A 14,592-nucleotide genomic window follows, 5' to 3' on the forward strand; every position below is an offset into this window, starting at 1 on the left:
GTCAGCCGGGCGGCGTCTTGCCTTCCATCAACGACATCAGCCGGTCGAGCGGCCCGGCGACCGCATGGATCGTCCGGGTCGAGACCTTGGTGTAGAGCGCGGTGGTCTCGAGCTTGCTGTGCCCGAGCAGTACCTGGATGACGCGGATGTCGACGTCCTGTTCGAGCAAGTGCGTGGCGAAGCTGTGCCGCAGCGTGTGCGGACTGACGCGCTTGCGGATGCCGGCGACTTCGGCCGCTTCCTGGACCGCGCGGTGCAGTTGCCGCGACGAGATCGGCGACGTGCAGCCCCGCCCCGGGAAAAGCCAGCCATGCGGGAGCATGACCCCGCGCCGCTTGCCCTCACGCCACCACAGCCGCAACAGTTCAAGAAGCTGAGGCGACAGCATCGCGTTGCGATCCTTGCGGCCCTTGCCCTGCTCGACACGGAGCAGCATGCGTGTCGAGTCGACATCGTCGACCTTGAGGTGTGCAACCTCGGACACGCGCAGGCCCGCGCCGTAGGCGACACCGAGCGCGGCCTTGTACTTGATGCCCGGTGCCGCTTCGAGCAGCCGCGCCGTTTCCTCGACGCTCAGCACCTCGGGCAGCTTGCGAGGATGCCGGATGATTACCAGCGCACGCGCCAGATCCCGCCGCTTCAGCGTCGCCAGGAACAGGAACCGCAGTGCCGAGACTGCACCGTTGATCGTCGCAGGGCCGACGCCGTTCTCATGCTGGTACAGCTGGAAGCGGCGGATGTCATCGGGCGTCGCAGTATCGGGAGAGCGTCGGAGGAAGACTGCGAAGCGCTGGACGTGACGAACGTAGTCCTGCTGGGTATGGGAGCCCAGGCCCCGCATGAGCATGTCTTGCTGCATGCGCTGGCGCAGCGGCGTGATCGATGCATTGGTCGACAAGGTAGCCATGGCGAGTTCCTCTCGTTGAAGGAACTCCATGGTCAGATCGCGGCCTCTACCCGCTCAAGGCCAATGACGAGCCCGCCATCTCAGAAGGAGGCGGCACTCCCGCGGAGCGGGTTCGTGCATGGGTACAGAAGCGGACCCCGCCACCCAAACCCGCCGCAAATTCAGTTATTATCTTTTGTCCAGTGACAACAAGGACGCCATCATCAAGCTTTACATCGACATTATCAAAGCGCTTTGCATTCAATGCAACAATTTCATCGACCTCCAATAGTAAAGTTTCTGAGGAGCGTAGCTTTGTTAGTGTCAGTTTTTCTTCCAGAAGCTTATCGTTCTTTGTACCTTGATACTTATATCCGGTGATTTGGCGAGAAATCCGCGCTGTTGTCACTGACTCGGCTACCTCGCGATCCATCTCGACTAAAATGAATTTTCTAGTCCCTGCGTCTATTTTGTTTTGCTCCATCACTGCGCTTGCTGTCGTCCCAGATCCCGCGAACGCATCCAAGACAATGGAATCAAAATTGGAAGCAATTTGCAGAATTCGACGAATTAACTTTACCGGCTTTGGGGTATCGAAAACGTCATGCACATCCGAGCCGACTGCTTCACGCAACTCCCTTTTGGAATGGCGAGTGCTCCCTACGTCCTTCCAACTCCAAAGGGTTTGAGGTACCACTCCGTCGCGGACTTCACTAAGAAAACGCTTGATATTTGGTTCCGAAGTTCCGTCTGGCCCCCACCAAATTCGATTGTCTGTCACCAGCTCAGCGAACTTCTCTTCACTCACGGTCCAATATCGCCCCTGCGGAGGGCCGGATATCACTCTCCCCGTTGGGCTAGTTATGGGATAGACGCCCTTCGAATAGAAATTCCGCGCATCAAGGTCACTGACCATCCACGGGCCTCGCGGATCGCTATCGGGGTTTCGATACCGAGCGATCATCTCATCGGAGCGGGGGACAAGTTTAGGGCGCCAAACTGAAATATCGCGGGCATAAACGACAAGATGCTCATGGTCCTCACTAAATAATTGAGCGGTGTTTTTAGGACTATCTGACTTATGCCATATCGCATTGGTTACGCGATGTTTTCGACCGAAGATCTCATCCAACATAAGGCGTAGATTTGGGGCTTCGTTGTCATCTATTGAAACAAATATGGCACCGTCTTCGCTCAAGAACTCCCTCAGCAACCGCAAGCGCGGATACATCATACAAAGCCATTTATCATGCCGCGACAGGTCTTCAGCCTCCTTCCCCACGACTGACCCAAGCCAAGCTTTAATTTCCGGCGAGTTCACATTGTCGTTGTAAACCCACCCCTCATTACCGGTATTGTAGGGCGGATCGATGTAGATGCACTTCACCTTGCCCGCATAATAGGGCAGCAGCGCTTTCAGCGCCTCAAGGTTGTCACCCTGCACCAGTAGATTGCCCGCATCCGGATCGCCGACGCTCTTGTCCTTGTCGCAATGGATCAGCCGGTAAGGCACTTCGCGATGATGGTTCACGACGGCCTTTTTGCCGATCCAATCGAGAGTGGGCATGACTTAGTGATTCTCCTTTATTTGTCGGCGACCTTTACCCGCGTGGACGCCAGAAGCAATTGTCCAATTTGGATTGATTGTCGACCGAGAAGCTGCCGGCCAACGGTCTAGGCCCACGTCAGAACATATTACGAACATCTACTTGCCAAGACGCGCGCTCATTCGCCATAATTCGCCCATGTATGATATCGCCAAACATGATACCGACCCCCTCCCGACCGACTGGGAGCAAGGCGAGCACGCCCAGGGCGTCGAATTCCAGAGGCATGCAACCCCGCAGGAATATGACTTTTCATTACCCTTCGAGGGCCTTGAACGCGAGAGACGTGTGCAAAGCTATAGGCTTTCTCAGGAATGGCGGAAAACGCGAGAACTGTATCGGCAGCTTCAGGCGGATGATCGTGCACGCCATGACGCCATCGTCGACCAGATGGAGCGGCACTTTATAAATAGACGCATCGAAGCTCGAGCGAAGTTAGCCACAGAGCCCCCCTGCATGCAGCGTGCCCGCAAGAAGGCTGGCTTAGATTATTGGCAGCCTTACGACGCATGGAGGTTGCTACGCCTATACCATCTCGCACCTCTCGACGGCATGAGAACCATGGAGGACAAGCTGGAGGAACGTGCGCTTTGGCGAGCGCGACGTGAACGTGGCCAATATATATCGAACGGACTTGGACGCATGGAAGCGCTGGCGAAGCCAGATGAAGCTCTCAAGGATTGGAATCGTCATACCACCGCGAAAGCCCGCGAAGCCAAGGCCAACAAACCTCGACGCTTAGCTTTGCGCCGCATCATCGCCGAAGAGGCGGACCTACGATCGAGCAGGCTATCGAAGGAGGCGGATCGCATTTGGGATCTTGTCAATTCCAGACTCGTGCAAGAGGGGCACGACCCCGTGTCGATGAGAACTATCAACCGATACATATTGGCGTTGAGAGGCTGACATTCTGTCAGAACGCCGGTTTGTCTTCGGACATTCTGACAGCTTGTCAATGATGAAGGCGGACACGCGAACGTTCATGCGAATAGTTACGAACCATCGCCCTTTCGCGATGGAGATTGAAAATGAACGCGTCTCACTTGAAAGAATCCTCGCGCCCTTTATTGCACCGCATTAACGACGTGGTGCGTATGGCCAATGTCGGCCGCACCACCATTTATGGCGAGATCGCCAGCGGACGGCTTCGCATCGTCAAACTTGGCCGCGCCACGCTGGTTCGTGACGAAGACCTCCACACTTGGCTCGATGCCATGGCGGCGGGCACGCACCATGCAGCCTAATAGTTATGCATCGGGCAACCAAACAATGGGACAAGCCGCATGCGCGCATCTATGCGGAGTGGTTACTCCTTCCCGCGTGGAAGGCCCTGAAGCCGGAAGCCGTTACCTTGCTCATCACTGTGATGACGATGTACCGACCCAACGATGGCAACGAGTTCAAGATATCGGATCGGCGCGCGGCCGAACTGGCGCGCTGTTCACGCCCGACGGCCGTGAAGGCACTGGAAAGCTTGATAAGCACCGGATGGTTGGAAATCGAGAACTTTGGGAGGATGACAGGCGAACTCAACAAGCGCGCATTCCGCTACACGCTGACCTCCCAACCCCGATATCCCGGCGATCAGGCCAAGATGACCTTTCTTCACTGGCGGGGATTTTCCGACGGCAAAAAAAACAACAGGTCACGGCCAAAGTCGGCGCCAGAAGCGGAAAAGGACCGAGCCAATGAGATGCGATTACCGATACATTTTGCGGACGCCCAAGCCGTTGAAATCACGGCTATTCCTCCAAAGATTGCGGCGCGTTCGCATTAGGCTCGACATAGCTAATAATGCGCCCGCCCCCTCGTTCGCAGTAAACTACCCCAAAGGCACATTGGGGGTCCTTGGCCGAATATGGAACGCAGTATGACCACGAAAGTGAAAACGGCATCACCCCCGGCAGGGAAGAGAGACGAAACATCGGCAAAAAGCCAAGCGGCCCTCATGACGCACGCAGGTGTTAATGCCGCCGCTATCATCACGAAATTCAGCGCCAGCGCTTTCGGCGAGACTGGCTTAGACGCGATTGCCGAGGCAGTTTGCAGTTCGACCGACAAGGTAAAGGAAGGAAGCCTTCGCGGCTGCGAGGCGATGCTCATGGGCCAGGCTATGGCCTTGCAATCAATGTTCATGAGTCTGTCGAGACGCGCTGCCTCGCAGGAATATCTGAAGCAGTACGAGACCTATCTGCGTCTCGCACTCAAAGCCCAAAGCCAATGCCGCGCGACGCTGGAAACTCTGGCGACCATCAAGAACCCACCGGTGGTTTTCGCCCGACAAGCCAATATCGCCAGCGGCCCGCAACAGGTGAACAACGGCGCGGTGCCGCCAACTAATACGCGTGCGGAAGAAACAAGATCTGCGCCAAACAAACTATTGGAGGCAAGCCATGAACAACCCATGGACATCCGAACGCCGAGCGCGCCAAGCAGTGCTGATCCGCCGTTGGCAGCCTTGGCTGAAGTCGACAGGACCGCGTAGCTCCATCGGCAAATCAACCTCATCGCTCAACGCCTGGAAAGGTGGAAAGCGTGGAAAATTCAGAGAGCATATATCCGAGATCAGGCGAATGCTGCTCTTACAGGAATGGGCGCACGATGAGGAAGCAGAAACTAGTTTTGTGCCGTTGCGCCGCACCTTCCTGGAATAGCTGAAAGAGAGTATGTGAGGTGAAACAGCTTTGCAGGCTTGTACTCCGCCTAAGCCGGGTTAGGCTTCCAGTAGGTTAATCTTCGCCCCATCAGCGACCACTCGGTAAATTCATGGAGCGGGTCATATGCGTGAAAGAAACCAGCATGCCGGCGCCGAATCCCACCCAGCTTTTCCATATCACGGCAATCGATAACCTTCCGGTAATTGGGGCCAGCGGTCACCTTCTTTCAAAATCAATTCTCAATAGTGCCAAAGTGAATTCCACCAGCATAGCACACGAGACCATTCAGATTAGACGTGCACGGAAGGTAGTTCCAATTAATCCAGGAGGCACATTGCACGATTATGTCCCGTTTTATTTCGCGCCACGGTCGCCAATGCTCTTTACTATCAACAACGGAAATGTTGAAGGCTGCAACCTTAACCAAGACGACATCGTCCATCTCAGCACGACTGCCCAAACAATTGTGGAAGCTGGCTGTTCGACTGTTTTCACGGACTATCATGCAGTGATGGCAATCGCCAAATTTTACGATGATCTCGCCAAACTAGATGTCATCGATTGGGAGCTCTTTTTTGAAAGCCCTCGCATTGCGGGCTACTGCCAGTTTTGGCAAAATCGCCAAACTGTTCGGCATTTGATGCGAATGGAAACACGTCAGGCCGAATTCCTTGTGCGTGATTCGGTGCCGCTTGCTGCAATCACCCAAATCGGGGTACGTTCGGAGTTGATGGCTAATCGAGTGCGGGCTGCGCTGGCTAATACGGCATGGGACCCCGAAATTCTGGTGGTCCCTGGATGGTATTATTGATGGAGTCCTTATGACCGTGGAGATTGCAAAAGGTGATTTGCTAGAGCAGCGCGTCGATGCGATCGTGAATACGGTTAATACAGTCGGCGTGATGGGCAAAGGTATTGCCCTTCAATTTAAGCGCAAATGGCCTAATAACTTCAAGGCCTATGAAGCAGCTTGCAAGCGGGGTGAAGTGGTGCCCTGCAAAATGTTTATTTTTGATAATGGTCAACTCGCCGAGCCGAAATTTATTATCAATTTCCCTACTAAGCGTCACTGGCGTCAACCGTCGCGTTTTTCTGACATAAAGTGCGGATTAGAGGACTTAGTCAAGCAAGTTAAAGCGCTTCAGATTAGGTCGATCGCGATCCCGCCTTTGGGTTGCGGAAACGGCGGATTGGACTGGGCGGAAGTCCGTCCCTTAATAGAAAGTGCATTTGCCCAAACGCCGAATGTAGACGCATTCCTTTTTCCACCAAATGCGACGGACAGCGTGCGGGAACTGGTCCCGGAAGCAACAAAACCCCCCATGACGGCGGGACGAGCGGCCGTGCTCAAAGTGCTTTCGATCTATAGGTCTATGATGTACCCATTGAGCCAAATCGAGGTGCAGAAACTTGCTTATTTTCTATCTGTCGCTGGGCAAGACCTAGGCAGTCTAAAGTTTAGGAAATACACTTACGGCCCCTACGCCCCCTCATTGCGGCACGTGCTCACGAAGATGGACGGCGCTTATCTCCAGGGCGTCGGAGACGGCACCAAGCCATCAGAGATAAGTATCAAAGGGCCTGCGTTGGGCGAAGCTAACGCATTCCTTGACTCCCACAAAGACGCGGCCACGTCTGAACGCGTTCAGAAAATTTCGCGACTTATTCAGGGTTATGAAACTCCTTATGGGATGGAGTTATTGGCGACGGTGCATTGGGTGGCAAAAGAAAGCCGCGATGCAACTGATTTAGAAGAGGTTACGCGCAGGGTTCACGCCTGGAATGATCGAAAACGGCAGATCATGCGGCCATCGCATATTCAGGTCGCTCACGAGCGCTTGATGCAAGAGGGCTGGTTGAACTGATAGCCACAAGGGCTAAATTTGCGCAGTTCGCATTGGTCACAGACCGTCCAGGAAATTAATCGCGCGCTGCGGTCATGGCATCGACCGAATTTTGTCTGGTTCGACGAGAACTCACAAAAAGCAACTGACTGCCAACAAGCGGATTTGGTGGTATTATTGGTGGTATCGACGCTCGGCAAAATAAATTAAATCACATAAAATCAAACACTTATGCAGTTAATTTGGTGCCGGCTAGGGCACCACCAACCTGTTCGGCGACATTCTCCGGCGTTCACAATTATCTAAAATCAAGGATTTGGTTGAGACGTCACCTCCGTCGACGTCTCCGGTCTCCTCAACAGAATTTGGCAGTGTCCGCATTGCGGCAATTGGGAGCACCCGCTCAGGCACCAGGCTAGCGCCGGATCTTCATATAGTCGCATGAAGGAAGCGGACAATCGCCTATCGATAGAGGATTCACAGTCTTCGTCATCCTCCAGATAAGCCAAACCCTCAACCCGGGTGAAGCAGGCACCCAAAGTGACCAAGACCCCTCAGTCCGGCTCAGCCTTTTTTTTCTTCGGCCTGACGCTGGATAGTGGCAGCCGCACGCTGAACACCGTACCTCCGCCTTCGCGACTTTCCGCACGTATCGAGCCGCCATGCGCCTCGATGATGGTGCGGGTGATCGATAGTCCCATGCCCATGCCATTTGGTTTCGTCGTGAAAAAGGGCTCGAAGATTTGTGCGCGCTGGTCCGCAGCGATTCCTGGTCCCGTGTCGCAGACGGCAATCTCAGCCTTCCTGTCGTCAATTCGCCGTGTGCGAATAAAAATGCGTCTCACCTTCGATGAAGCGGTCCCGCTGATAGCATCAATCGCGTTCAGGACAAGGTTCATCACGACTTGCTGCAGCTGTATGGGATCCGTGCTGACGGGAAGCGGTCCTGCGGACAGGTCTTCGACGAGCTCGATGTCATGAGAAGTTGCCTGAGCCGAGACAAAGCCCAGGGCATCCCGAACCGGTTCGTTGAGGTCGACATCCTCTTTGCAGGGTTCCGATCTTTGCATCAGGCGCTGTAGCCTGACGATGACCTCGCTGGCGCGATGGTTGTCACGCTTGAGGTCAGCCAGAATCTCCTTGACCAACGGCATATCCGGACTCGGCGATTCGAACAGGAGCTCGCAAGTCTCGATGTTGGCGAGAACCGCACCGAGCGGTTGGTTGACTTCATGTGCGATAGATGCGGACAGAGCTCCGGCCGTGGCCCGGCGGTTGACGTGAGCCAGTTCGTGCGAACGTGCCCGCACCTCGTTTTCCGCCCGTCGTCGCCTCTGATGCTCATAGAGGAGCGCGGCGATGAACAGGCTCTGAAAGAACACGATGGCGACAATCGCTGTTGTCTGCGCCGGATATTGCTGCCAGATCGGCACAGGTCGGTTTTGAATTTCGCTACCCGGGGGCAGACGGCTTTCGGGTACGCCCCAGCGTTGCAGGCCCTGCCAATTGAATAGAGGCCGCAACGAATTGCCATTCGTGATGGGGATCTGGGAGGGTTTGTCGCCATTGAGGATCTGAAGAGCCAAGCCAGCCGCTTCGTCGCCGACGATGGCAGGGGACAGCATATATCCCCCCACCGCTCCGCGGTCGATATAGGTTTCGACGTTTGCGATAATCGGCCGGTTCGCGACTTCAGCGAGAAGAGAGACGGCGACAGCGGGGAGCAGCTGTGCGCCTTTTCCATCCGAGTAAATTGGCGTGTACAGAATTGCGCTCTTCTCAGGCAAGTTCGAGACGCGCTTTCGCAGTTCCGCCATGGGCAGGCCCGTCAGGTCGACAATTTTAAGTTCCTTGGATATCGCTGGGATTTCGGCGGGAAACTGCTTGAAAGGGATGGCTGGCTGGGAGGCAAAGGGTGCGCCGACAATCACCGCCTGATCGAGGTCGGGAACGATCGCACGCGCGGCTTCGACCATGTCCGCGAGCCGCAACTTTATAGTTCTGCCCGTGACATAGGGCGGCAGCGTGTCACTCCCTATCGAGGTGTCGACGGCATCTGCAAAAACGATCGGGGTGCTCGACCAAACCTCGGAACGCCAGGCGATGGCGCGCCTGAGAGCGCCCTCCCCGATGACGATGACAACGTCAATGGATCTGTCGTGGTATTTGCGCGCAAGAAACTGCTTTAAGGTGTCCTCGTATTCTGGTCCCTCAAAAAAAGGCAGATCCAAGTTTTCGACATAAAGAGAAATTGGTCGCTGCGATGCGTTGAGGCGCGCCCGCAATGCAGAAAACATCGCTATGTAGTAAGGCCCGCGAATAGCGTCGGCCTCTTCAATAACAAGGACCGACTTGGGAAGCGCTTCACCCCACGCTGGCGACGCGATGACAGCGTACAGCAGCGCGAGCGCGAAACATCCCCAAATTGTCCTGCAAAACGAAGTGGCCCGGAATAGCTTCTCGATTCCGATTTCAAGAACTTTGTCGAGCGAAAGGCGGGATCGCGAGCGCATCAGGCATCGGTCTACATTAGAACCAAGAGTTATATATATAGTCGAGTTGAGGCAACAGCGCGAACTTTCGTAATTCTATGGTGCCCTCATGCTCGCCGCGCACTGAGCTTCACGATGTGAACGACTACCGACGGCACGAGATGATCGGGGTGGGTTCTTCCGCCCCCTTGCATCATCGGAGTGGGATCACCTCGCACGCTGTCCATATCGCTGGATCACTTGGCGTTTCGAGCCGGAAATCCATGTGTCGAATATGGCACTGTCATAAGAGTGACATAATCTAATTCTCAACTAGATCTAAGATATTCTTCTATTTTTTGTGATTTGTCGCCTCGAACTGCCCAGATTACTCGTTCTTAGGCAGTCTTAAATTGTACCCAAGGCCAGTGATCGAAGGTACAATGGTTCTTTTCTGCTCAATTTGCTCGAATAAACCCCATTCAGGACGGGCTGCCCCGGCCAAGGATGCCTCGGAGTTCGGCCGGTGGGGCGGTCGTGGGACCTGGGTGCATACCATTGGCGGCTCGCAAACGGGCGGGCGATGCCGATGTGGGCTGCCCGCTTATCCTACCCACCGCCCCAAGCGCTACGTTAGAAGAGGGGAACGGTCATGGCGGACGTCGGCATCTACACCAAGTTCGAAGACCTCAGCCCATTCGAGATCAAGGACGAACTCATCCGCCTGGCGCAGGCCGACAAGTCCGGGCGTGCTTATCTCAACGCCGGCAGAGGAAATCCGAATTGGGTTGCAACGCGGGCTCGTGAAGCGTTCTTTCTGCTCGGACAGTTCGCACTCACCGAGTCCAAGCGAACATTTTACGATGAAGCAGCTGGGCTCGCGGGCATGCCGCCGACGGATGGCTGTTACAGCCGGCTGAAGTCCTGGGTCCAGAAGCGCAAGAATGATCCGGACACCCCTGGAGCGGACACGCTCGAGGCGGCGGTGGATTTTGCGATCAAGAAGTTCGCCTTCGATCCTGACAAATTCGTCAACGAACTGACGGATTCGATTATCGGCGACCATTACCCCGTGCCCGACCGCGCTCTCGTTCACAACGAAGCGATCACCCACGAATATCTGATGTGGGCCATGTGTGTTGGCCATCGTCCAAGCGCGAAATTCGACCTCTATCCCGTCGAGGGCGGCACGGCGGCTATGTGCTACATCTTCAAGGCGCTGAAGAATGCGCGGCTTCTGAATGCCGGCGACACGATCGCTCTCGTCACGCCGATCTTCACGCCTTACCTCGAGATGCCGCATCTCGAAGACTACGCATTGAAGCTGATCCACGTCTCAGCCGAGGCCGAGGACCGTTTCCAACTCACCGATGAAGATCTGAAGCCACTTGAGAACAAGTCGGTCAAGGCACTCTTCATTGTCAATCCCGGGAATCCTTCGGCCGTCGCGCTTGATCCTGAAACGATGGAGCGCCTGGTCAAATTCGTGAATACCAAGCGCCCGGACCTGATGATCCTGACCGACGACGTCTATGGCACCTTTGTGCCGAACTTCGAGTCGGTGATGGGCCATCTGCCGCATAACACAATCGGCGTCTATTCCTTCTCCAAGTATTTTGGCTGCACGGGCTGGCGCTTGGGCGTCGTGGCCGTTGCTCAAGACAACATATTCGACAAGATGATAGGCGCGATGCCGGAGGCGACGCAAAAGGTCGTCGAGGCCCGGTACAAGGCGCTGACCCCGAAGCCGCGGGATATCAAGTTCATTGATCGTATCGTCGCCGACAGCCGCGACGTGGCATTGAATCACACCGCCGGGCTGTCCTTGCCACAGCAGGTGATGATGTCCCTCTTCGGCCTCGTCGAGATGATGGACGACGCCAAGATCTACCAGAAGGCCTGCATGGCGATCTGCCAGCGCCGCTTCGACAAGCTGATGAACGGGATGGGAATTGAGTTTCATGCCCGCCCCTATTTCGACCGGTATTACGGCATTATCGACTACGAATACTGGGCGCGGAAATACGTAGGCGATGAAGTTACCGACTGGGTTAAGCAGAACGTTCATCCGCTCGATATCGCCTTCAAGCTCGCCGAAGACCACGGCATCGTGGTTCTGAATGGGTCCGGTTTCGATGCGCCAAACTGGTCGGTGCGTGTGTCGTTCGCCAACCTTCCCGACGAAGCCTACGACTCCATCGGGCGCGCAATAAGAGCGGTCGCACGTGGCTACCTGCAGGCTTACCGCGCAGCCAAGGGCGAACTCGCGCAGCCGTAGCCGGCCCACAAATCCCGCTCTGCACTTTGATGGGCCAAAGCCGCGGCCGCCCTGCGGAGCCCTGTAGCATCGCCTAGAGCAAAACGCGTTTAGGCGCAAACGCCGCTTTGCTCTAACTCTTTGTTTCGACGCGTCTTTGCGATTCTTGACGATTCCGTCAAATCGCAAAACGCTTTAGCAGGAGGTCATGTCGTCATGCTCGAGTGGCTCGCCGAAACACTTCGAAAATATCCCGAGATCGCGATCTTCCTGTCGCTCGCCGTCGGCTATTTCGTTGGCAAGTTCACCTACCGCGGCCTGGGCCTCGGAGCCGTCACTGCGACCTTGCTTGCTGCCGTGATCATCGGCCAACTCGGCATTACCATTTCACCAAATGTCAAATCGGTCTTCTTTCTGATGTTCCTCTTTGCAGTCGGATATGGTGTCGGCCCACAATTTGTGCGTGGCATTGCGTCCGACGGCCTGCCACAAGCCGCCTTTTCGGTGATCGTGAGCATCTATTGCCTGGCAATTCCGGTGATCGTTGCCAAATTGGCGGGTTATGAGGTTGGCTCGGCGGCTGGTCTTTATGCCGGGTCTCAAACGATTTCGGCCTCCATGGGCCTGGCCACCGACGCCATAAACCGCCTTGGACTGCCACCCGACAAGGCCACGGCAATGCTCAACGCGATGCCGATCGCCTATGCCGTTACCTACATCTTTGGCACGGCGGGTTCCGCGATTGTTCTGGCTCTCATTGGGCCACGACTGCTTGGCATCGACCTTGCGGCTGCCTGCAAGGACTATGAAACGCGCCACAGCGCCGCCTCGGAACTTGGTGGGGCCGGTTCAGCCTGGCACCGCTTCGAACTGAGGGCGTATCGGGTCAAGGCCGACGGACCGGCGGCTGGCTTGACGGTGATCGAAGCAGAGGCGCTGGTACCGAACGCGCGAGTATTCATCGAACGAATCCGTCGGGACGCTACGATCATGGAGGCTACCGCCGATACGAAGCTGCAGGCGGGGGACATCGTGGCCGTGGTCGGCCCACGCGAGGTCTTGGTGAATGTACTCGGCCAGGCCGCGGAAGAGGTGAATGATCCCGAGTTGCAGAATGTTCCTGCCGAAGGTGTCGACGTGTTCGTCACAAGCAAGGAGCTCAGCGGCAGGAAACTCTCGGAGATCGCCAAGCTCCCCGCCGCGCGCGGTGTGTTCCTTCGGAAAATTGTTCGGGGCGCAACGGCGACCACCATCCCGATTTTGCCGGACACGATCATCAATAGAGGCGATATCCTGACGCTTGTTGGGCGCTCCAAGGATCTTGCGGCGGCCACAAAAAATATCGGTCACGCCGACCGCGTCACAGACATCGCCGACGTTGCGTTCATCGGCGCGGCGATAGCGCTGGGCGCGCTTGTCGGCTCGCTCGTCTTGAATATTGCAGGCATCCCTTTGACGCTCTCCACTGCCGGCGGCGCGTTGATATCGGGCCTTGTATTCGGCTGGCTGCGATCTGTGCGTCCAACATTCGGACGAATTCCATCGTCAACCGTATGGTTCATGAACTCGGTTGGACTGAACGTCTTCATCGCAGTGGTCGGCATCAGCGCTGGACCTGGGTTCATTGCCGGCCTGAAGGAACTCGGCATCAGCCTCTTCCTCTGGGGCGTGCTCGCGACAACCATCCCACTGATCCTGGCCATGTATACGGGCAAATACCTGTTCAAGTTCGATCCGGCGATTCTGTTTGGGGCCTGCGCCGGTGCGCGAACCACGACAGCGGCTCTCGGCATGATCACCGATGCCGCCAAAAGCCAGGTGCCTGCGCTTGGCTATACGGTGACCTATGCTATTGGCAACACGCTCCTCACGATCTGGGGAATGGTGGTCGTGATGCTGCTTGGCTAGCGGGCGTCTTGGTTCATTCGGGAGTCTTCTGGCGGTTGCCAGTCAAACTCCGGGCTCTTCGGGCGATCAATCGATAGCTAGGAATGCGTCATTGCCTCCAATGCCATTGCGCAGAAAAAGGGCAAGGCCTTGCCGCCTTGCCCTCCGAGACTGAGATAATCTTATCCTGTCCGCCCTCACGGAGCCTTCTGCAGCGAGATCTGGCCAACGCCTGCGGCGATATTCAGGCCCGTCTGGCCGGAGACTGAGAGGGGTTGCAAGGCAATGGATTTGCCCGATCCACCGATCAGGACGTTGGCGCCTAACCCGGCAGCGAAAGTGGCCTCGGCCGTCGCACCGACATAGGTGCCACCGAGATCGGTCCGATGCGGTCCCGCCTCGAACACACCCCATGCGATGGTGCCCACCTTCGTCACCCCAATATCGAGGCCGAATTTCTGGATATGGCCGACATAGCGCTCGGGATGATGTTTCGCGGCCCTGAACACGCAGTCGAGGTCTTTCTTGGAGGTCACGATCAAGCCGATGCCTGCGCCTACCTTGCAAGTGAGAGTGCCCGTATGCACCCGCCTGGCTTCGGCATGCGCGAAAGTGACGCCGGCTGCCATGGCCCCGGTCACGATACAGATATGCCAGAAGAGTTTGCGTTTGCTAGTTTTCATCATCCATTTCCTTCGGCTCAATCAGCTCTGCGATAAACAATGACGTCTGTTGTCCTTTGTACCAAGATGTCCCGCATCACCTCCAAGTTGCATGAACAAGATGTAAACTGATTATTTCACGTACGTCTATAACTAGCTCCAGCCCAACGCTGACGAATTAGCAAAAAGAGAAGACTCTATATTATTATTAACGAGCCGCTTCGGCTCAGATCTAAAAATACTCATAGGTTATGACTCATAGAGCCTGTCAGTCAGCCATCGATGTCGTTGTGAGAATAAGGCGAACCCGTCCCCTGCCCC

General features: G+C 55.9%; 12 protein-coding genes. 8 read left to right on the forward strand and 4 right to left on the reverse strand.

Annotation, left to right across the window (positions count from 1 at the left end):
* Position 1: 1 nt before the first annotated feature.
* Together ACMDCR_RS31710 and ACMDCR_RS31715 are read right to left on the reverse strand one after the other, a co-directional pair.
* Positions 2-907, reverse strand: coding sequence for a tyrosine-type recombinase/integrase (locus tag ACMDCR_RS31710; protein WP_413989379.1), 906 nt, complete (start codon positions 905-907; stop codon positions 2-4).
* Positions 908-953: 46 nt separating this feature from the next.
* The gene (locus ACMDCR_RS31715; protein ID WP_413990427.1) at positions 954-2,453 is read right to left on the reverse strand and encodes a site-specific DNA-methyltransferase; all 1,500 of its coding nucleotides are present in this window, start codon (positions 2,451-2,453) and stop codon (positions 954-956) included.
* Positions 2,454-2,631: 178 nt separating this feature from the next.
* Between ACMDCR_RS31715 and ACMDCR_RS31720 the strand changes: the two genes are divergently transcribed.
* The 6 genes from ACMDCR_RS31720 to ACMDCR_RS31745 all read left to right on the forward strand — a co-directional run bounded on the left by ACMDCR_RS31720 (position 2,632) and on the right by ACMDCR_RS31745 (position 7,015).
* Positions 2,632-3,399, forward strand: coding sequence for a hypothetical protein (locus ACMDCR_RS31720; RefSeq protein ID WP_413990428.1), 768 nt, complete (start codon positions 2,632-2,634; stop codon positions 3,397-3,399).
* Between the two features lie 122 nt (positions 3,400-3,521).
* Positions 3,522-3,737 (forward strand): helix-turn-helix domain-containing protein, encoded by a 216-nt coding sequence (locus tag ACMDCR_RS31725; RefSeq protein ID WP_413990429.1) that lies wholly within the window; start codon positions 3,522-3,524, stop codon positions 3,735-3,737.
* Between the two features lie 5 nt (positions 3,738-3,742).
* On the forward strand, positions 3,743-4,270 hold the full coding sequence (locus tag ACMDCR_RS31730; protein ID WP_413990430.1) for a hypothetical protein: 528 nt from the start codon (positions 3,743-3,745) through the stop codon (positions 4,268-4,270).
* A gap of 93 nt (positions 4,271-4,363) precedes the next feature.
* Complete coding sequence (locus ACMDCR_RS31735) at positions 4,364-4,978, forward strand: hypothetical protein (protein ID WP_413990431.1); 615 nt, start codon at positions 4,364-4,366, stop codon at positions 4,976-4,978.
* Between the two features lie 299 nt (positions 4,979-5,277).
* Positions 5,278-5,961 carry a DUF4433 domain-containing protein gene (locus tag ACMDCR_RS31740; protein ID WP_413990432.1) on the forward strand — a complete coding sequence of 228 codons (684 nt, stop codon included), beginning with the start codon at positions 5,278-5,280 and terminating at the stop codon, positions 5,959-5,961.
* Between the two features lie 10 nt (positions 5,962-5,971).
* Positions 5,972-7,015 carry a macro domain-containing protein gene (locus tag ACMDCR_RS31745; protein ID WP_413990433.1) on the forward strand — a complete coding sequence of 348 codons (1,044 nt, stop codon included), beginning with the start codon at positions 5,972-5,974 and terminating at the stop codon, positions 7,013-7,015.
* Between the two features lie 533 nt (positions 7,016-7,548).
* Here the strand turns inward: ACMDCR_RS31745 and ACMDCR_RS31750 are convergent.
* Positions 7,549-9,507 (reverse strand): ABC transporter substrate binding protein, encoded by a 1,959-nt coding sequence (locus ACMDCR_RS31750; protein ID WP_413990434.1) that lies wholly within the window; start codon positions 9,505-9,507, stop codon positions 7,549-7,551.
* A 610-nt stretch (positions 9,508-10,117) separates the two neighbouring features.
* Here ACMDCR_RS31750 and ACMDCR_RS31755 point away from each other — a divergent pair.
* Complete coding sequence (locus ACMDCR_RS31755; RefSeq protein WP_413990435.1) at positions 10,118-11,743, forward strand: bifunctional aspartate transaminase/aspartate 4-decarboxylase; 1,626 nt, start codon at positions 10,118-10,120, stop codon at positions 11,741-11,743.
* A 195-nt stretch (positions 11,744-11,938) separates the two neighbouring features.
* Entirely contained in the window at positions 11,939-13,630 is a 1,692-nt protein-coding gene (gene aspT / locus ACMDCR_RS31760) for an aspartate-alanine antiporter (protein WP_413993778.1), read from the forward strand.
* A 176-nt stretch (positions 13,631-13,806) separates the two neighbouring features.
* Here the strand turns inward: aspT and ACMDCR_RS31765 are convergent, their stop codons facing one another.
* A complete protein-coding gene (locus tag ACMDCR_RS31765) occupies positions 13,807-14,295 on the reverse strand; it encodes a DUF992 domain-containing protein (protein WP_413990436.1) in 489 nt (162 codons plus the stop codon).
* Between the last annotated feature and the right edge of the window lie 297 nt (positions 14,296-14,592).

This window comes from Labrys okinawensis (assembly GCF_047345005.1).
In the GTDB taxonomy this organism is placed as follows: Bacteria; Pseudomonadota; Alphaproteobacteria; order Rhizobiales; family Labraceae; genus Labrys; species Labrys okinawensis.